The organism is Citrobacter sp. XY323 (assembly GCF_025106035.1).
Taxonomy (GTDB): Bacteria; Pseudomonadota; Gammaproteobacteria; order Enterobacterales; family Enterobacteriaceae; genus Citrobacter; species Citrobacter braakii.
On the sequence record NZ_JANYUK010000004.1, the window covers coordinates 129,499 to 148,452 of the forward strand.

The 18,954-nt window shown below is 50.3% G+C and carries 21 protein-coding genes; 6 read left to right on the forward strand and 15 right to left on the reverse strand.

Annotated features, from left to right (window positions below):
* Nucleotides 1-762 precede the first annotated feature (762 nt).
* Nucleotides 763-1,191, forward strand: coding sequence for a universal stress protein UspC (uspC, locus tag N0B36_RS07005; RefSeq protein WP_016153445.1), 429 nt, complete (start codon nucleotides 763-765; stop codon nucleotides 1,189-1,191).
* 17 nt (nucleotides 1,192-1,208) lie between these two features.
* On the opposite strand, the gene otsA is transcribed toward uspC, so the two are convergent.
* The 6 genes from otsA to N0B36_RS07035 form a co-directional block, all read right to left on the reverse strand.
* Nucleotides 1,209-2,630: an alpha,alpha-trehalose-phosphate synthase gene (otsA, locus tag N0B36_RS07010; RefSeq protein ID WP_259686233.1), complete on the reverse strand. Its 1,422-nt coding sequence runs from the start codon at nucleotides 2,628-2,630 to the stop codon at nucleotides 1,209-1,211.
* The gene (gene otsB / locus N0B36_RS07015; protein WP_259686234.1) at nucleotides 2,605-3,408 is read right to left on the reverse strand and encodes a trehalose-phosphatase; all 804 of its coding nucleotides are present in this window, start codon (nucleotides 3,406-3,408) and stop codon (nucleotides 2,605-2,607) included. Before otsB ends, otsA begins: the two co-directional genes overlap by 26 nt.
* 175 nt (nucleotides 3,409-3,583) lie before the next feature.
* Nucleotides 3,584-4,570, reverse strand: coding sequence for an L-arabinose ABC transporter permease AraH (gene araH, locus N0B36_RS07020; protein ID WP_047502108.1), 987 nt, complete (start codon nucleotides 4,568-4,570; stop codon nucleotides 3,584-3,586).
* Between the two features lie 14 nt (nucleotides 4,571-4,584).
* On the reverse strand, nucleotides 4,585-6,099 hold the full coding sequence (gene araG, locus N0B36_RS07025) for an arabinose ABC transporter ATP-binding protein AraG (RefSeq protein WP_016156817.1): 1,515 nt from the start codon (nucleotides 6,097-6,099) through the stop codon (nucleotides 4,585-4,587).
* Between the two features lie 115 nt (nucleotides 6,100-6,214).
* Nucleotides 6,215-7,204, reverse strand: a complete 990-nt coding sequence (locus tag N0B36_RS07030) for an arabinose ABC transporter substrate-binding protein (RefSeq protein ID WP_003034602.1) — start codon at nucleotides 7,202-7,204, stop codon at nucleotides 6,215-6,217.
* A gap of 315 nt (nucleotides 7,205-7,519) precedes the next feature.
* Nucleotides 7,520-8,077: a DJ-1/PfpI family protein gene (locus N0B36_RS07035; protein WP_259686235.1), complete on the reverse strand. Its 558-nt coding sequence runs from the start codon at nucleotides 8,075-8,077 to the stop codon at nucleotides 7,520-7,522.
* 553 nt (nucleotides 8,078-8,630) lie between these two features.
* Between N0B36_RS07035 and N0B36_RS07040 the strand changes: the two genes are divergently transcribed.
* On the forward strand, nucleotides 8,631-9,134 hold the full coding sequence (locus N0B36_RS07040) for a non-heme ferritin-like protein (protein ID WP_016153451.1): 504 nt from the start codon (nucleotides 8,631-8,633) through the stop codon (nucleotides 9,132-9,134).
* A 138-nt stretch (nucleotides 9,135-9,272) separates the two neighbouring features.
* Here N0B36_RS07040 and N0B36_RS07045 read toward each other — a convergent pair whose 3' ends face one another.
* A complete protein-coding gene (locus N0B36_RS07045) occupies nucleotides 9,273-9,524 on the reverse strand; it encodes a DUF2766 family protein (protein WP_016153452.1) in 252 nt (83 codons plus the stop codon).
* Between the two features lie 128 nt (nucleotides 9,525-9,652).
* On the opposite strand from N0B36_RS07045, the gene N0B36_RS07050 reads away from it, so the two are divergent.
* Nucleotides 9,653-11,074 carry an MFS transporter gene (locus N0B36_RS07050; RefSeq protein WP_259686236.1) on the forward strand — a complete coding sequence of 474 codons (1,422 nt, stop codon included), beginning with the start codon at nucleotides 9,653-9,655 and terminating at the stop codon, nucleotides 11,072-11,074.
* A gap of 33 nt (nucleotides 11,075-11,107) precedes the next feature.
* Here N0B36_RS07050 and N0B36_RS07055 read toward each other — a convergent pair whose 3' ends face one another.
* Nucleotides 11,108-11,746, reverse strand: a complete 639-nt coding sequence (locus N0B36_RS07055) for an RpiB/LacA/LacB family sugar-phosphate isomerase (protein WP_016153454.1) — start codon at nucleotides 11,744-11,746, stop codon at nucleotides 11,108-11,110.
* A 268-nt stretch (nucleotides 11,747-12,014) separates the two neighbouring features.
* On the opposite strand from N0B36_RS07055, the gene N0B36_RS07060 reads away from it, so the two are divergent.
* Together N0B36_RS07060 and ftnA are read left to right on the forward strand one after the other, a co-directional pair.
* Nucleotides 12,015-12,350 (forward strand): YecR-like lipofamily protein, encoded by a 336-nt coding sequence (locus tag N0B36_RS07060; protein WP_016153455.1) that lies wholly within the window; start codon nucleotides 12,015-12,017, stop codon nucleotides 12,348-12,350.
* A 194-nt stretch (nucleotides 12,351-12,544) separates the two neighbouring features.
* On the forward strand, nucleotides 12,545-13,042 hold the full coding sequence (gene ftnA, locus N0B36_RS07065) for a non-heme ferritin (RefSeq protein ID WP_043016759.1): 498 nt from the start codon (nucleotides 12,545-12,547) through the stop codon (nucleotides 13,040-13,042).
* A gap of 45 nt (nucleotides 13,043-13,087) precedes the next feature.
* On the opposite strand, the gene N0B36_RS07070 is transcribed toward ftnA, so the two are convergent.
* Entirely contained in the window at nucleotides 13,088-13,327 is a 240-nt protein-coding gene (locus N0B36_RS07070) for a YecH family metal-binding protein (protein ID WP_016153457.1), read from the reverse strand.
* A gap of 225 nt (nucleotides 13,328-13,552) precedes the next feature.
* Between N0B36_RS07070 and tyrP the strand changes: the two genes are divergently transcribed.
* Nucleotides 13,553-14,764 (forward strand): tyrosine transporter TyrP, encoded by a 1,212-nt coding sequence (gene tyrP, locus N0B36_RS07075; protein ID WP_016153458.1) that lies wholly within the window; start codon nucleotides 13,553-13,555, stop codon nucleotides 14,762-14,764.
* A 28-nt stretch (nucleotides 14,765-14,792) separates the two neighbouring features.
* On the opposite strand, the gene N0B36_RS07080 is transcribed toward tyrP, so the two are convergent.
* The 6 genes from N0B36_RS07080 to N0B36_RS07105 all read right to left on the reverse strand — a co-directional run bounded on the left by N0B36_RS07080 (nucleotide 14,793) and on the right by N0B36_RS07105 (nucleotide 18,802).
* Complete coding sequence (locus N0B36_RS07080) at nucleotides 14,793-15,458, reverse strand: YecA family protein (RefSeq protein WP_016153459.1); 666 nt, start codon at nucleotides 15,456-15,458, stop codon at nucleotides 14,793-14,795.
* A 209-nt stretch (nucleotides 15,459-15,667) separates the two neighbouring features.
* A complete protein-coding gene (locus N0B36_RS07085) occupies nucleotides 15,668-15,949 on the reverse strand; it encodes a heavy-metal-associated domain-containing protein (RefSeq protein WP_003833910.1) in 282 nt (93 codons plus the stop codon).
* Nucleotides 15,946-16,302 carry a mercuric transporter MerT family protein gene (locus N0B36_RS07090; RefSeq protein WP_259686237.1) on the reverse strand — a complete coding sequence of 119 codons (357 nt, stop codon included), beginning with the start codon at nucleotides 16,300-16,302 and terminating at the stop codon, nucleotides 15,946-15,948. The genes N0B36_RS07085 and N0B36_RS07090 overlap by 4 nt, the downstream gene beginning before the upstream one ends.
* Entirely contained in the window at nucleotides 16,280-17,422 is a 1,143-nt protein-coding gene (locus N0B36_RS07095; RefSeq protein WP_259686238.1) for a transglutaminase-like domain-containing protein, read from the reverse strand. The genes N0B36_RS07090 and N0B36_RS07095 overlap by 23 nt, the downstream gene beginning before the upstream one ends.
* 206 nt (nucleotides 17,423-17,628) lie before the next feature.
* Nucleotides 17,629-18,099 carry an SRPBCC family protein gene (locus tag N0B36_RS07100; RefSeq protein ID WP_259686239.1) on the reverse strand — a complete coding sequence of 157 codons (471 nt, stop codon included), beginning with the start codon at nucleotides 18,097-18,099 and terminating at the stop codon, nucleotides 17,629-17,631.
* 13 nt (nucleotides 18,100-18,112) lie between these two features.
* Nucleotides 18,113-18,802: a DUF1571 domain-containing protein gene (locus tag N0B36_RS07105; RefSeq protein WP_094761586.1), complete on the reverse strand. Its 690-nt coding sequence runs from the start codon at nucleotides 18,800-18,802 to the stop codon at nucleotides 18,113-18,115.
* Nucleotides 18,803-18,954: the final 152 nt, after the last annotated feature.

The following is an 18,954-nucleotide window of genomic DNA, read 5'->3' on the forward strand; positions in this document are numbered from 1 at the left end:
CATGCGGTGAAACCGCACCCCGTGATGTCGCCGGGAAGGCCCGGTAAAAAAAAAGCAAAAGGTCAAATACATAGCAGCGTGACGGCACTTACGCGTTGTCTAAACATTCCCTTTTCAGAAAGCCGCGCCCCTTACAAGCTCACATCAATTCTTACAAATGTCTAAGATTTTTCCTAATTCGACGCAACTCTACCCGCCGCCCGTTACACATACAACGTAGCTATGCTGCGAATTTGAAGAATATGTGACATAGATCACATAAACTAGCTAAACACTTAACATAAATCCATCAGCACAGCTTTTACTTTGCTTATTTTTTAACCTCAAATTCGCCATTTCAATTCCTGACATACGAATATTCTTGCAATAAAAGCGAATAGTATTTTGTTCACAAACGTTAATATCACGTTATGAAATAGCGAGCTTGATCACATATTTAATGTAAAACACCATTTCAATTAAATCCTTTATAAACAATGACTTAAATATTAAGGGTGATTAATTAATACCGGGTAGTGATAACCCATTAAATGTTAACTTTTGTTAATTTTTAATTAACACATTGTTTTCATTAGCGGTGAGTTTTACTTAAGTAAGCTGAACGTATTTACAAGTTATATGACGCAATTATTCTATTTATAAGAATAATTAATGAATAAGCATGATGACATTCACACTATCCGGGAAGGAAACGTTGCAGTATGGAGTAAGCCGAGCAATGCTGAGAAACCCTCTCATAATTCTTGAAAAAAGGAGCGAGTTATGAGCTATACACACATTCTTGTGGCCGTTGCCGCCACCCCTGAAAGCCAGCAGTTGTTAGCCAAGGCGGTTTCCATCGCTCGCCCTGTCAACGCTCGTATTAGCCTGATAACCCTGGTCTCAGATCCTGAACTGTATAATCAGTTTGCAGCACCTATGCTGGAGGACCTGCGTGAAGTGATGCAAGAGGAGACTCAGGATTTTATCGACAAGCTCAGCAAAGAAGCACAGTACCCCATTGAGCATACCTTTATTACCTATGGGGCACTGAATGAACATATTCTGGATGTATGCCGTAAACACGCGGTCGATCTGGTCATTTATGGCAACCATAACCACAGCTTCTTTTCGCGCGCGTCCTGCTCAGCAAAAAGCGTAATCGGTGCCAGCCACGTGGATGTTCTGCTGGTTCCACTGGCTGGAGATTGACCTGCGTTTTCTGAGCGTTACGCCAGTTTAGTGCAGGGAGAAACGTTGTCTGGCAATGGCTGTTTACTCTGACGTGGGATGACTTTTTCCAGATCGCAAATGAACTTCGCCTGCCAGTTGTCGATATCGTTTTTAATGATAGTTTCGAGCATCTCAGCGTGGCGGGAGATACGCTCAGCAAGCGGCATCGTCAGAGCCTGGTTTAATGCGCCAGCCACTTCGTCGCGGTCATAAGGATTAACAATAAGCGCGGCAGTTAGCTCATTCGCGGCCCCGGCAAATTGCGATAACACCAGCACGCCGGGGTTGGCAGGATCCTGCGCGGCCACGAATTCTTTCGCGACCAGGTTCATACCATCTCGCAGCGGCGTCACCAGCCCTACATCAGAGTAGCGGAAGATTTTCATCAGCAATTTACGATCAAAGTACTGATTCAGATAATAGAGCGGCGTCCAGCCCAACTGCCCATATTTACCGTTAATCCTCCCCGCTTCAGTCTCCAGTTGGTGCCGAATATCCTGGTAGGCCTGCACCTCTTCACGCGAAGTTGGCGCTATCTGGGTGTAGCGAATTTTACCATGGTGCTGCGGATAGTGTTCCAGCAGAGCCTCATAGGCCTGAAAGCGCTCCGGCAAACCCTTAGAATAATCCAGACGCTCAACGGAGAAGATATTCTGCACATTTTTGAGTTCTGCTTTCAGTTGCGCCAGCTTCGGCGGCAAAGGTCCGGAAGCCTGGCGGGCGATCTCATCCGGCTCAATACCGATGGGATAGACCTGGGTACGAAACGCTTTTCCCCATGCACGGTGGTGCTGCTCGCTCTGAGTGGTTACCTGAGTCTGGGCTGCCAGACAATCCAGAAAAGCCTGACGATCGTTCTCGGTCTGGAAACCGAGTAAATCAAAATCACACATCTGCTCAAGTAGCATCTGATGTGGGGGTAAGGCATTAAAGATTTCCGGCGTCGGAAAAGGGATGTGCAGGAAAAAACCGATACGGTTATTCACGCCGCGTTTACGCAGCTCGCTGGCAAACGGCAACAGATGGTAATCATGAACCCAGATTATGTCGTCATCGCTGAGCAGCGGCAGCAGTTTATCTACCAGCAAGGCATTCACCCGCTGATAGCCCTCCCATGCAGGACGCTGAAACTGCACCAAATCGAGGCGATAATGAAATGCAGGCCATAAAACCGCATTAGAAAACTGGCAGTAATACTCTTCGTAATCCTGTTCACTCAAATTAAACGAAGCCCAGGTAATATTGCCACGCGTGACTTTTTTTAATGGTTTGTCCTCATTACCCGTGTCGCCACTCCAGCCAAACCACAGGCCACCAGCAGCCTTCAACGCGCCCAGCACACCGACGGCAAGCCCACCTGCGCTCCCTTTGTCATCGGGTGAGGCGATACGATTAGATACTACGACTAAACGACTCATAGCCACCTCTTCTGTTATTCGTTGCTTTCGATTCTTGCTGCGAAGAGTTAATTTGTTCCAGCCAGTGCCAGACATCACTCACGCCATCCAGACGCCATGTCGCCTGCGTCGCTCCATTCCCCACCTTCACGGAAATGCCCCCTGCGCGATTAACCACGCCAAATCCTGTTTCGTCCGTCAGATCGTCACCAAAAAAAACGGGGACCCGTCCGGCAAAAGGTGCTTCCTGCATAAATGCGGCAATTGCGTCACCTTTGTTCGTACCCTTTGGTTTTATCTCCACAACGCATTTTCCGTGCTGTAAAGCCAACTGCGGCCATCTGTGCGTGATGCGCTGAGCCAGATTAATTAGCGCCGCTTCATGTTCCGGGGCCTGGCGATAGTGCAGTGCGAACGCCATCCCTTTTGCTTCAAGCGTTGTACCCGGCATCGTCGCCAAGGCGGTACTTAATAGCTCTCCTGCTTCGCGCTCTATTGCCGCAGCCAGGCGCACTATATGAGTTTGACCATTGATGTCACGGCGTTCTGCCCCATGCACTCCGGCGAGCGGAAAACGAAAGGGAGTGGTAAGCGCGTCAAGCTCAGCCATCGAGCGCCCTGAAATCAATGCCAGCGCACCCGCATTATGCGTCGCCAACTGATGTAATAACTGCAGGATTGTCTGAGGGACAACGACCTGGTCTGGATAAGGTTTGATCTCAGCCAGTGTCCCATCGAGATCAAAAAAATAAGCACAGCTTGCAGATTGTTCAGGGGGTAAGATCAGTGATGCTGTCACCCGGTTATCCTCCTCATCATGGTCTGTACGCCGCGCGGATCGCGCCGTATATATGATGTATGACGGATATAAGTATAGACAGTGTGACCATGCTCGCCATTTGGAAAAACAATCGCCAGCCGGGTAGCGGCTGGCGATGAGCTAAAGCTAGACTAAAAAGTTGGGGTTAAAATCATCAAACAGTACGCTTCGCTTTTTGCTTGTAACGGTCGAAGATCACCGCCGCCAGCAGGATCAGACCACGTACGACATACTGTGCGAACGGAGAGATGTTCAGCAGGTTCATTGCATTCTCAACCGTTCCCAGAATCAACACCCCGGCTACCACATATGAGATTTTTCCGATGCCGCCTTTAAGCGAAACGCCCCCTAACACGCACGCGGAAATCACGATCAGCTCATAGCCGATTGAGGTCATTGGCTGGCCGCTGGTCATACGTGATGCGAGGATAATCCCGGCGATGGCGGATACCAGCCCGGACAGAATAAAGATAATAATTTTGGTACGAACGACCGGAACCCCAGCCAGACGTGCCGCCTCTTCATTCCCCCCAATGGCCAGCGTGTTACGACCAAACGTGGTTTTATTGAGCAGTAAGCCAAAAACGATGAAACAGACGACCGTGATCCAGATAGGTGCCGGCAGACCAAACCAGTTGGCGTAGCCGAGAGTGAAGAAGCGCTCGTCTTCAATCCCTACCGCCTTACCGTCGGAAATAATGTAGGCCAGACCACGCACAATCTGCATCGTCGCAAGGGTCGTGATCAGGGCGTTAATTTTCAGCCGCGCAATCACGAACCCATTCACCAGACCACATAGAATACCGAGCAGTAGCCCGGCAGCCACGCCAATCCACAGGCTTTCGGTCATATTAATGACCACGGCTGTAGTGACCCCGGCGCAGGCAATCACGGAGGCAACGGACAGGTCGAAGTCACCGGATGCCAGGCAAAACAGCATCCCACACGCGACCATACCCGACATCGATACCGCCAGCCCCAGCCCCTTCATGTTGATGAAAGAGGCAAAGTTAGGCACAAAGAGGGAACAAACCAGGAACAGCGCGGCGAACACGACCAGCATCCCGTATTGATCCCAAATGCGACCAAGATTTAGCGCCGACTTTGCAGCACCTGAACCCGATGTTGAAACGGAAGACATCATTCTCTCCTTATTCAGGCTACAGCCTGGCTAACTTTTGGCATAGCAAGGCTTAACGCCTGGCGCTCATCCGCCTGTTCATGAAGTAACTCACCGGCAATTTCGCCTTCTCTCATCACCACGATACGGTCGGCGACACCGAGCACTTCAGGCAGATCGCTGGAAGCAAACAGCACGGCCACGCCGCGCGCTGCGAGGGCATAAATCACGTTATAAATTTCATGCTTGGCGCCCACATCAATACCGCGTGTAGGTTCGTCCAGCAAAATCACTTTCATCTCTTCCGATAACCAACGGCCGAGAATAGCCTTCTGTTGATTACCCCCGGAGAGGTTCATAATCAGTTGTTCCGCGCCCGGCGTTTTAATATTGAGTGAGCGAATATGGTGATCGGCATTGGTCTCTTCCCAGCCGTTGTTGATCACGCATCCGCCCAGAACATGTTTACGACGGGCACTGATGTTGATGTTGTTACGCACCGAATGGACCGGAATGATCCCTTCAGCCTTGCGATCTTCCGGGCACAGCATCATCCCCGCTTCAATGGCGTGGCTCGGTTTACGGATATCAATAGGCTGTTCATCGATAAACACCTGGCCTGCCGTGATACGCGTGCCGCCAAACAGACCTTTCATTAATTCGCTACGTCCGGCGCCCACCAGTCCAAACAATCCAACAATTTCACCACTGCGCACCGATAAACTGATCGGGGTACGCACGCCTGGGGCTTTGACGTCATGCAAACGCAGGCGCTCTGCACCATAAGGTCTGGATTTCCAGCCATAAATATCACCGAGGTCGCGCCCGACCATCGCCTGCACCAGCGCGTCGTGATCGACCTGCTGCATATCCGTGAACGTTTTGACGTAATGACCATCTTTAAACACGGTGATGGCATCGCTAAGGGCAAAGATCTCCTCCATACGGTGCGAAACGTACAGAATGATGCGCCCTTCGTTGCGTAGCTCACGGATGACGCGAAACAGATTCTCAATCTCGCGCGCTGAAAGGGAGCTGGTCGGTTCATCAAACGCGATAATTTTGGCGTTGCGCGCCAGCGCTTTCGCAATCTCCACCATCTGCCATTGACCAATGGAGAGGTATTTCAACGGCGTATCGGGATCGATATCCATGCCCAGATGCTTAAGCTGAAGCCCCGCTTCATAGTTCAGCAGCGAGCGGTTCACAATTCCGCCTTTGTGCGGCATCTGCCCTAAATAAATATTCTCGGCAACGGTCATTTCCGGGACGAGATGCAGCTCCTGGTAAATAATGGCAACACCGGCGTTCAGCGCAGCATTGGTGTCCGCAAACGAAACCTCTTGTCCGCGGATCGCCAAAGACCCCGTCGTTGGCGCATAGTTACCGCTGAGAATTTTTAATAGTGTTGATTTCCCGGCGCCATTTTCGCCCATCAGCGCATGCACCTGACCGGCATAGCAGTCGAAACTAATATCCGTGAGCGCTTTAACGCCGGGGAACGTTTTGCCAATGCCGCGAAATGAGAGATACGGGGTAGACTGTTGCATAACGTCTCCGTGAGTCAGATCTTTATGCCGGATAGCGGCTTTGCCTTATCCGGCCGACTGAGTACGCAATTCGTATGCCGGATAAGACGCGTTGGCGTCGCATCCGGCATTTGTGTTATTTACCGCCTAAGCCTTTCTTCGCCAGTTCTTCTTTAAAGTTATCGCGGGTAATCAGCACCACATCCGTCACTTCCGTAAACGCCGGTGGCTCTGCACCTTTCGTTACCCAGTTGTAGAGCATCTCACTTGATTTGTAGCCGTGAACGTCCGGGCTTGGCAGGAGTGAACCGTAGAACCCGGTCGCTTCGCCTTTGGAGAGTTCGCTCACGGCATCAACGCCGTTGATGCCGATACCAATCACATTCGGCGCTTTGAAGCCCTGCCCTTCGGTCGCACGTACGCCGCCCAGCACGGTGTTGTCGTTCATGCCAACAATCAGCCAGTGTTTGACTTCAGGGTGCTGAACCAGCATGGAGTTAGCGGCATCGAATGCCCCGGGGATGTCATTCGATTTTGTGGGGACCTGGTAGATCTGTTTTTCCGGGAAGCCTGCGGCTTTAAGCGCTTCCATTGAACCCGATGTACGGCGACGCGCGGTATCGAGTTCATTCGCGGTAATGGCCATTACGGCTGTGGATTTCACATCCCAACCGCGCTTTTGCATCTCCTTATACAGCTCCTGGCCCTGGCGCTCACCAATTTTGGTTGCAGCCATCATCACCAGCGGCACGGTATCCATCGGCTTACCTTTGGCGTTAGCAAACTGGTCGTCGACGGCAATGACTTTCATATCGTAGCCACGCGCCTTGGCCATAATGGCAGGCCCGAGTTTGGGGTCCGGCGTACAAATCACAAACCCTTTTGCGCCACTTGCAGCCAGGCTGTCGATGGCGTTAAGGGTCTTCTCACCATCCGGGACGGCAATTTTAATCACCTCAAAGCCAAGGTCTTTACCGGCTTTATCGGCAAATTTCCATTCAGTCTGGAACCACGGTTCTTCCGGTTGTTTGACCAGGAAACCGAGCTTCATGGATTCAGCGATAGCGGATTGTGACATAATGGCAGCCAGACCGATGGCAGCCAGCGCTTTAGTGAATTTGTGCATGGTTAACTCCAGCTTTAACGTTCTTTTATGTAGGGTAAAATCAGACGATTTTTTGTAATTCGGACGTAAAACAAGGCATTACCTTTTAGTGATAAGATCAATGCCAGTGCTGAGAGTAGTTTTAGCGGGAAATTGATTCTCCATAAGAGAGCGGCATCACACCACAGAATTACAGTAATTGCGTACATAAATTCAGCGGGAAATGACATAAAAAAACGCGGTTTTGTCGACGGGAAAAAAGAGGGATAGCAAATTAATCCATAACATCAGCCAACGAATCCTTGTTCCCGAATACCGAAGCATTCGGGAACATGATTACCATCGGTAATAAATGTGGTCAGCGTGATCGCGAACCGGAATGTCATCTCCCAGCAGGCGCGCCGCAAGCGTCAACGCAAAATCGAAAATATGCCCTAATCCTTTGCCGCTAATCAGATTGCCATCTTCAACAACCGGCGCATCGATATATTCCCCGTCCGTGACGTTTTGCCACAGATCTCCTGAGCAAACATAGCGACGCCCCTTCAGCAGACCGTTGCCGCCCAACACGCGCGCGGCCGCAGAACATACCGGGCAAATGAGCATTCCTGCCTGATCATGACGGGATACAAACTGGATGACCGCCTCACTGGCGGCAAGATTAACGCTGCCCTGCGGCCCGCCTGGCAATACGACGGCATCGTAGAGATATGTCTGGCGCGCGGCCAGCGTGCTATCCATCACCATCGGTACGTCATGATAACTCACCACCGCACGTGACTCTGCGCAGGCCAGGGTTTCGACTTCGATATTCAGGCGACGCAGAATATCAAGGGTAACAATCGCCTCCGCCTCTTCAAAACCGGGTGCCAGCAGCACCGCAACCTTCTTCATATGTAACTCCTTGCTTAATCGACATAAACGAAACAATTAATGATGACCAGTGCAGACTGTTAAATTTCTCAATTTGATTAAAACTGATCTGGCGCAAAAAATTAGCCATCAGATAATTTGTACTAATCCATCCCGATCGTGAAATTGCCTTTCAACTTGGGCAGATAATCATCAGATGCCAGACAATACCTTATTGTGGAATTTAATTTTGTGATATGAAACACCATTTCATTATCATGAAAACCATTTAATGACATAAATTTCAACCCCTTACATTCATGTCATCTATATGCCAAAACAGCAGAAGCATGAATACTGTTATGACAATATGTAAAAAAACATAAATACGCAGATTTAAGGATTTTCTTATACCAGGGCAAGCGTTATGCTGAATCTCGATCGGAGCGAATATAATTCGTGATCACTAAAGGACCGGCGGAACGGATTTATTCTGCTAACAGTTTTAATTGTACGTAGAGGTGAAGTGCAGCGGCAGCCCGCTGTACTGGCGTGAGTAACGTACATCCCCCTTTCTGGAAATAAGGATATTGATATGGCTGCAGTTGGAATTGTTCATAAACTCAATACACAAATGAATCTCGAGTTCTACGCCTCGAATCTTTACCTGCATCTCAGCGAATGGTGCTACGAGCATAGCCTGACAGGTACAGCCACGTTTCTACGCACGCAGGCGCAAGGTAACGTGACTCAAATGATGCGTATGTTCAATTTTATGAAAAGTGCCGGGGCTAATCCCATCGTCAAGGCCATGGATGTGCCGGGTGATGAACTGAGTTCCCTTGAAGAATTGTTTCAGAAAACGTTGGATGAATATCAACAGCGTTCGAGTAAACTCTCGCGTTTAACCAATGAAGCTGAAGCATTAAACGATGCGCCAACCATTGATTTTCTTCACGACCTGGAAAAAGAGCAGCAGCAGGATGGCGTGCTGTTACAGACGATTCTTGATGAAGTCCGCAGCGCCAAACGCGCGGGGTTGTGCATGGCGCAAACCGATAAGCACTTGCTCAACGTCGTTAACTACCAGCATCACTAATCTTCAGTTTTCATCGCGTTAATGCCGGATAGCGATGCAGCGCACCTTATCCGGTCAACCTCTGATTTTCCCTGGCACGCGCCTCCCATTCTGCGAGGCGCAAAAAAACCTTTCTAAAATCTGAAACAACGGTTTATTTTAGTGGGATTCATTCTGCGGCGTGAATTTCAACTCGATCAAGGCAACCGCTTTTTGTATTGCGCGCATAGTGACCGGATCGGCCCCTGCAGGATGGCTGGAAAAATCGATGTTTTTCAGTTGGCTGGACATTTTTTCCCGAACTTCTACCGGGGCAATAACATCAAGAACATCCAGAATTTGCTTGATAACCAGCTGACAGGCAACAACGTCCGAGAGCAGTTCCTGATCGGCATTCAATGTTTGGGACATAGTGAGCTCCTTATAGAAAGGTCGTCATAGTACCTATTCAGCGATCGAAACGATAGCCGCGCACACATTACAAATGCGCTGAAAATAAAAAAGGTCTAGTCAGTTTCTTTTGAGATGGCAAGCACAACATGAGTGAACAGTTAGCGGTTGAGAACCAACGCGGTCTTTCCCCGGCAGCATTACTTGTTGCCGGGGCTTTCTTTATGGAATTTATTGACGGCACGGTGATTGCCACAGCCCTACCCGACATGGCCAAAAGCTTTGGCGTACAGGCGGTAGACCTGAACATTGGTATCAGCGCCTACTTGATCACCCTCGCGGTGCTTATCCCCGCCAGCGGCTGGATTGCGGATCGCTTCGGTGCCCGAAAAGTGTTTACCCTGGCGCTGGCGATTTTTACTCTCGCTTCGGTTTTATGCGGTTTGTCCGAAAGCCTTGAGAGCTTTGTAGCAATGCGAATTTTACAGGGTGTGGGTGGCGCGCTAATGGTTCCTGTTGGCCGTCTCGCGGTACTGCGCACCACGCCTAAACATCAGTTGATCACCGCCATAGCTACCCTGACCTGGCCCGCGTTAGTCGCGCCTATCATCGGACCACCGCTTGGAGGATTCATTACCAGCTATGCTAACTGGCGTTGGATCTTCTTTATTAACGTACCGCTGGGAATTTTGGCGATCGCGCTGGCGCTACGTTTCATCCCGGATATTCATGACGACGAGCGCCGTCCATTTGATATAGCGGGTTTTATCGCGACCTCTGTTGCGATGGTTAGCCTGGTGTATGCCATGGAGTTACTGGGAACCCAGCAGCCGCAGGGCTGGCTAACCGCCGGGCTGCTGGCGCTAGGAACCGTGACCTTTCTGTTTGCCCTGCATCATTTTCGTCGCACTACCTGGCCGATGATTCGTCTTGATGCCATGAGCGCCCCTACTTTTCGCGTCACCCTGTACGGCGGGTCACTATTTCGTGCATCTATTAGCGCTGTACCATTTCTGCTGCCGTTAATGTTCCAGGTCGGTTTTGGCATGAACGCTTTTCACGCGGGTTCGCTGGTTCTGGCGGTGTTTGTGGGCAATCTGACGATAAAACCTGCCACCACGCCGTTGATACGCTGGCTGGGCTTTAAGAAACTGCTGTTAATCAACGGTGCGTTAAACGTCCTGGCGCTGTTGGCCTGCGCATTAATTACGCCGCAGACCCCGGTGTGGGTTATTTTGTTGGTGTTGTATCTGGGCGGCGTGTTCCGCTCAATTCAGTTTACCGGCATCAGCACGCTTGCCTTTGCGGACGTCCCCGGACCACAAATGAGCTACGCCAATACGCTGTTCAGTACGGCAACACAATTAGCGGTAGGCTTGGGCATTTCATTGGCCGCTATCGGGATCCGTATCGGCGAAGAGGTGAGTGAATGGCTGGCGTTAGGCAATATTCCGGGGATCAGTTTCCGGCTGGCCTTTGTCGCAATTGCGATTATTTGTCTGGTAGGTATGGTTGATACGCTGCGGCTTACCCATGATGCTGGAAGCGCAGTATCTAGCAAGAACAAATAGCCCGGCAGACGAACACCGCCGGGCCAACAGGATTTAGCCAACTATCTCGCGTACAAACGCTTCGATCGCTTTGTCCTGGCAGTTTTCAAAGAAGCACTGCTGGAAGCGCGGACCAGATACGGCGGTTTTTACCAGTTCAGGATCGATAGCGCGCAGAGTGTCCAGATAGTTTTCTTTTACCACCGCCGCTTTCACCTGGTTCAGAATACCCGCGTTACGCACCTGCGGCTCTTTACGCTCTGGTGGATACCCTTCGCCGTTACGACCAGTGAATGCTTTTTCAAACATATAGCGTACATTCAGCTCAGCACCCCAGCCAAAACCTTTGGCGAATGCCAGAGAAAGCGCATTCCCGTTGTTGATCTGAGAGAACAAGAATGCGTCTGCCGGATCGAGACAGTAACCGCACACCACGCCCGGATGTATATTCAGTGACATCATTGCCCCCTGGCCCGTACCGCACCCCGTAACCACAAAATCCACGGCTTTGGAATTGAGTAGGATGCTGGCCATAATCCCTAAATGGATGTAGGTCAGATGATGGTCATTTTCGTCGCTCATCCCGACGTTATACACTGGAAAACCTTTCTCATCCGCAACGGCTTTAAGCTCGTTATGAATGATGGCATTTTTGCTTGCCTGGCTGTTTTCCATCATCAATGCAATTTTCATTCTGTAATCTCCTGAATGCGCTGCGGAGGCCCGCTGAAAGTCATAACATTCAGGCCACATTACTATTTTGCAAACTCACCTTCAAATTTAATGAAATTTTGTTTTATAAAATAATGTGGTGCTCACATTTTTTCTGAGACAGCTCAGAATAGCCTCAATAAAATGACGTCGTTGCGATTAATCGCAGGTGATCTTCGGGCTATTCAAGCCATTGATGCGCCACCACATATGCCATGATAGCCTATCTCCGAACTTTCAGAGCGATCACATGAAGACCTTTATCCTTGCCCTTTTGCCGCTCGTGCTGACAGGATGCACTATTACTAAACAGGCGCAGGTCAGCGAAGCCAGTGCCATCACCGGCGTCGTTCGCCTGACCTACAACCAGGCCATGCTACAAACGGCGCGTACCGATGATTACGTGACCCAAGGCACAGCCACCAAAGAGTGTCAGCGCCTGGGTTATGCCAACGCAATGGCGTTTGGTCAGCCGGTGTCAACCTGTAGCGTATATGCCGGTTCTCTGTGCTTAAATACCAAAATCACGCTCGCCTGGCAGTGTCACGGCGTTGCGGTATCCCAATCGCCTGCCTTCAATTATTAATATTTTCGACCAGCACATTATTGCTGGTCTTCTGCCTTTTCATTATTTATATTCCCCGCTTAATAGCGTTAATGCGTTTTATTCCCATTCGCATTTTTAATAAATAAATTTATTATTTTACCTTTTGCAAATAATTAAATAACAAATTATAGTGACGCCACGCTAATATATAATAACGTTTGTGGAGCACAACCATGCTGAAAACAGAAATGATCGACCAACTGAATGAGCAAATGAACCTTGAATTATATTCATCTCTGCTCTACCAACAGATGAGCGCGTGGTGCAGCTATCACAGCTTTGAAGGCGCCGCCGCGTTTTTGCGCCGTCACGCCCAGGAAGAGATGACGCATATGCAGCGTCTGTTTGACTACCTGACCGATACCGGCAGCTTGCCGTGTATTAACACCGTCTCTTCCCCCTTTGCTGAATATGCGTCTCTGGACGAACTGTTCCGTGTTACTTACGAACACGAGCAGTTGATCACCCAGAAAATTAATGAGCTGGCACACGCGGCAATGACCCACCAGGATTATCCGACGTTTAATTTCCTGCAATGGTATGTTGCCGAGCAGCATGAAGAAGAGAAATTATTTAAATCTGTCATTGATAAGTTATCGCTGGCAGGGAAAAGTGGCGAAGGTCTTTATTTCATCGATAAAGAACTGGCTACGCTTGATACACAGAATTAATGTTGTGGGGTAATGAAGGCAACCCGCCATCATTACCCGCTAAAATCAGTGACGGCAGATCTTGCTTTCGTGCGTAGAGAAGCCGTCTTCTTTTGCAATAAATTTTCCCTTCGCCGCTAAAAACGCCACCAGCTCAGCTGCCGACATATCCGCTGCAGAACAGGTGTGAAAACGAGCCTGCTCGCCAAACCGTGCCGTAATCGCCGCTTCAAGGCTGGCATTTGAATACTGCTCGCCAGATTCAATCATCATGTTGAGCACTTCGTGACCGTGAATAGATTCCATACTACCTCCTCAATAAAGTCCGTAGCCTAATGTGAACGGCACGACCTTACTTTGCGCTAACGCAGGTTTACCCGCAGATAAATATCATTTGTGATACATCTTAACGCGCCAAACATCGTAAAGATTAATGTACATTCATTGTAACGGTGATTTGACGAAAATAGCGTTTTGCCTTAACCTGCGCCGCAGATATAACCGTTGATTATCTCTGGGACAGAGGAAAGCGTGAAAAACAGAACCCTGGGTAGTATTTTTATCGTGGCGGGAACCACGATTGGTGCCGGTATGTTGGCAATGCCGCTGGCCGCGGCAGGCGTGGGGTTTAGCGTCACGCTGGTATTGTTAGTGAGTCTTTGGGCGCTAATGTGCTACACCGCGCTGTTGCTGCTTGAAGTGTATCAACACGTACCGGCAGACACCGGGTTGGGTACGCTGGCAAAACGTTATCTTGGTCGTTACGGACAATGGGTAACGGGCTTTAGCATGATGTTTTTAATGTACGCGCTGACGGCGGCGTATATCAGTGGCGCTGGTGAGTTGCTGGCTTCCAGCATCAGCGACTGGACCGGGACAACACTCTCCCCGACAACAGGCGTACTGCTGTTCACCTTTGTTGCCGGTGGCGTGGTTTGCGTTGGCACATCTTTGGTCGATCTGTTCAACCGTCTGTTGTTCAGTGCCAAGATAATCTTCCTGGTGGTGATGCTGGCCCTGTTAATGCCGCATATCCATAAAGTAAACCTGCTTACGTTGCCGCTTCAGCAGGGGCTGGCACTTTCTGCAATCCCGGTTATCTTCACTTCGTTCGGTTTTCACGGCAGCGTCCCCAGTATCGTCAGCTATATGAACGGTAACATCCGTAAACTGCGTTGGGTGTTTATCACCGGTAGCGCCATTCCGCTAGTCGCCTATATCTTCTGGCAACTGGCCACGCTTGGCAGTATTAACTCCTCAACGTTCATGGGGCTGTTAGCCAACCACGCTGGTTTAAACGGTTTATTACAAGCATTACGTGAAGTCGTGGCTTCGCCGCACGTCGAACTGGCGGTGCATCTGTTTGCCGACCTTGCGCTGGCAACCTCTTTCCTCGGCGTCGCACTGGGATTATTTGACTACCTGGCCGACCTCTTCCAGCGCCGCAATACCGTAGCAGGAAGAATGCAAACCGGCGTGGTGACCTTCCTGCCGCCGCTGGCATTCGCGCTGTTCTATCCGCGTGGTTTCGTCATGGCCCTGGGGTATGCGGGCGTTGCCCTGGCGGTGCTGGCGCTGCTCATTCCCTCGATGCTGGCATGGCAGAGCAGAAAACAGAATCCACAGGCTAACTACCGCGTGGCGGGGGGTGCTCCGGCGCTGGCGCTGGTATTTTTGTGCGGCATTGTGGTGATAGCCGTACAGTTTTCTATTGCAGCAGGATTACTACCGGAAGTGGGTTAAAACAAAAGGGGCTTAACGCCCCTTTTTCTTAATGCAAACAGCACTGCTTATATTTTTTGCCGCTACCGCACGGACAAGGGTCATTGCGCCCTACCTTGGCATCCACTTTGACCGGTACTTTAATCGGCGTTTCCTGAGGATGCGCCATCCAGTAAGCATGCAGATCCAGCGCCGCCAGGCGGATGGCATCCACGCTCTCTTCGAACGCTTCTGGCGTCATTTTCTCAACGACCGCAAAGTTTTCTTCCGTACCGTGCAGCGCAATAGCCTCGAGCGCCGGTTTTAACGAGTCTGGTAACGCGGACCAGTCCGACAGCGCGACGCCGCGCATATAACCAAAACACCACTCTTCAACGATGGTCAGTTCATGCTCGTCAATTTCACGCAAACCAAACAGCGGCTCAAACTGCTCAGGATATTCATCCAGGCGATCGGCCGTATCCGCCATATGTTGAAACGCCAGGTTCATGAAACGCGTCATTTCTTTTTCGGAGGACCAGCGAGGAACATACTGCGCGCCGCCCCAAATAGCGACCAACCACTGCTCCGGTTCAATTTCATACGGTGAACTCAGTACCGCCGTCAGTAAACCATCCAGTTCTGACACATCCAGAATAGCCTTATCTGTATTGTACTTAGTCAGTACATCATCCAGCCATTCCAGTTCGCTCTCGTTTAATGGTCCCGTTTTCATAACGCTTTTCCTTAGTCAAAAAATCTTGCCTGTGATCATCCTACATGGCTGGAGGGATAACAGATATAAATGGGCATATGCGGCTTACAGCAGCCGCCTGTTCAGGTTAACAGGAAAAGAGGGGAATTCCGGTAGTTAACGCACAAAAGAGAACACTAAGCCGCCGGGCATCATACCGGGAAAACACAATAAAACCACCCGCAGGTGGTTTACTGTTGTTCAATACGGTTGAGCGTTGCGGTATAGCCCGTTTTCGCTACTGCGTTAAGTAGAGTATCGGTTGGGAAACCTTCTGGCACGATGGCTTCTGCCTGCCGGGTTTTGAGAGAGGATTTTGCTTTAATCACACCGTCGGTTTCACGTAGCGCCTGGTTGACCGAAATAACGCATAACGAGCAGGTCATATTTTGTATATCCAGCACCACTTTTTGATTGGCCGCCTGAGCCCACAGCGGCAACAGCAAGCATGCAACTAACGTGAAGATCTTCATTCAAATACCTCATAAAACCAGGCAACAAGCGTTGGGTAAAATAGCACCGGTAAAATCAATGCCTGCGCGCACCAGTAGAGAACGCGCGCTTGCTTCAGAGTTAACCCCCCGGAGCACCACAACCGTTTGGAAAAATAGAGCCGCCAGAAGACACGCAGTAATAATCCCAGGGACAGCAGTACCAGAGGAGTTCGCAAAAACTCAAACCGGGTGAAAACGGCGAAGCTCGCCGCCGAAATACCAAACAGCAGGTAAAGTAGCGGTCCAACACAGCATAAGCCAGCGGTGACGGCGGCCGCAGCAGCCGTCAACAGGGTAAGCCCCGCACCTTTAGCGTTGTTCTGTGGCGACATAGCTGTAGGAGAACGCTTTAGGATCATAAAAATTGATCGGGTCACCATCGACTTCAGCGTAAGGATAACCAAAGTTATTCATGGCCCCCTGCTCCGTTGCCGGATACAACTCGAAATCACGTCCGTAGTTGAATCCAACCCAGTTCATTTCCCAGTTACCAAACAGGTAAGCGTTAACCGCCTGGACATCGGCATCCTGATGCGTTTTTTTCTCTGCCAGACGCATTTTGGTCACGTCAGCAGGATCGCACGGTAACCAACCGTAACCTGCCAGATAGAACTCAGCACGGCAGTGTTGACCGCCGCTCACATTGGCAACGCCTGCACTGTCGGCTGTGCCAAAAGCACTTTTCGAGTAACGTTCGAGCTTATTGGCCTTGCCCAGACGGATGCCAAACAGTTCGCGCGCCGGAATACCGCTGGCCCGCGCCAGAGCAACAAAAACGGAGCTCATGTCGGTGCATTTTCCTTTGAGCTTACCGCTTTTTAATATCTCCGCCACATCCCCCGTGCCGCAGCCAATAACGTCGTTGTCACGCTCCATATGGCTGCTGACCCATTCGTAAATCAGGCGCGCTTTTTTCAGCGGATCCTGCTCATTACCAGTGATTTTACGCGCGGTTTCCAGGACCAGTCCATCAACTGGGGTATGTGCCGTCGGCAACAGATACGGTTTTACATCCAGCGGATAAATAATCTTCTCAGGTGCCTGCCAGTTTTTCAGCGCGTCCTGCTTCAGCGGTTCCCAGTCGGCGGTTTCAATGTCGATATCAACTTTAACCAACAATTCACCCTGCGAGTCAGCCCAGGTGGCAAACAGCGTTTTCGCGCCGTAGGTATTATTGGTGGTGACGTACGCCTGCTTATAGTTTCCGCTAAAGGCAAGCGCCGTCATTTGTTGAAATGCGGTATCCACCGGTAGCGGGATCCACAGTTTCACCACGCCGCTCGATCCCTTAGGAGGATTGAGTTTATACGTTTGGGATAAGACAAAGCGTCGACGAGCTATTGGCGCAACGGATGGCTCAGCGGCACGTACCGTCTGGCTAATGACTGCAGGGCCGACTAATCCGGCGGCGGAAAGGAGAACGCTATTTTTGAGAAACTGACGACGTTGCATTGCTGTCTGTCCAGGTTGTAAGAGTTGAGCTACGGCTAAAGGGGAAACCGTACGCGATCATCACAGCAGACAGAGGCTGGCATAAAAAGGCGAGTCGATGGAGATTATTCATCAATAACAGACCTGTTAACTGTGAATGAAGTGAGAAACTGCAAGGTCGCTATTAAGCCATTTACAGCCAAAAAAGTACAGCAGCGGAGATACGTTCAGACTATATACACAGTCGTTGCCAGTTTGCGGGCTAACCCTCTTGCCCCCTCGCGCATGACCGTATTGTGATTCCAGCGAAATACAGGTGCTGCCAGCGGGGCAAGATAATTCATCCAACGGATCGTGGTACGCGCATGCCAGTCATATCTGACAATAGTCGCTGTACCATTGGCAGTAAAAGACCATACCCCTCGCCCTTCCACCGCACCGCTGGCTTGTCCTTCAAGCAGTGTGCAAGGCCGTATTTTCAACACATTGATATCAAAGGTTAAGCGATAAGGAAGCGCCCCTTTCCAGGTATAACGATGCAACGCCCCAATACCCCGTAAATCCCCTTTCCTTATCTCAACGATGCGTTCCAGACTTCCCCACCATTCAGGCCACCTGTCCGGATGGGAAAAAACATCCCATACCTCCTGAATTGAAGCCTCAACCCGCCAGACTGTGGAAAACTGATAGTCAGCCATAGTGCAGGCTCCCTCAAGGCGTGAAAAAATTGACGGGGAAACGGGTGTTGATAACCATAGCATCCAGAAGAACAGTTTCTAATCGCTGCCCATCTGGCGCATAGCTGATCACTTTGGCAGGGAGTCCATGATAGTTATCCAGCCAGATGTCGTAGCGGTGAACGCCATCTACGGTCTGTTTTCCTGGCCCCATTACGGATATGTGTGTCGTCTCCCGTCCCGCAAGGCGCTCCTTAGCAACAACGGTAGTTGTTCCCTCGCGTTGCAGATGGCGAACATTGCCCAACAACACGCCGATATCAGAGCGATCCACCCGATGACCTCGCTCATCCTGGATCAATGAATTGGTGGGCGACAGGTGCAAAACGGGCAACGTACCCACACCAAATGGCCATAACGTCACTTTCCCGCTGACAGGATTAAAAATAAGCACCGCGCCTGAATGTGGCTGGGTAAAATCCATTCGCACGTAGCCGGGTTTTTGATAACTGTAGCGAATGATTTTATTTTCATCCCGCGCAGATGAGGATCGCATCATAACCTGGTAAGAGATCATGTGATTGAATGACTGCTGCGACAATGCAACAGGATCCGCGCTCCTGGCGTACGGCGAAAATGGCCCTCCGTTTTCCGCCGGGGATACTGCAAAGCTAAAAATGAGCAATGCGGTGAACGCAACTCGCGGAGAAAATGAGACGCGCATAACCGCCCCCTGTATCGGTACTATCTGCAAACTGGAGTCATCAACTGTCGACTGTTTTTATTATAGTTCTTAATTGCGCGGCGCTCTTCTCCCGCCCCCTCAGACTCCGTACAGGCAACAGGCTTAAACTGTTCATTTTCTATTCAGATGAG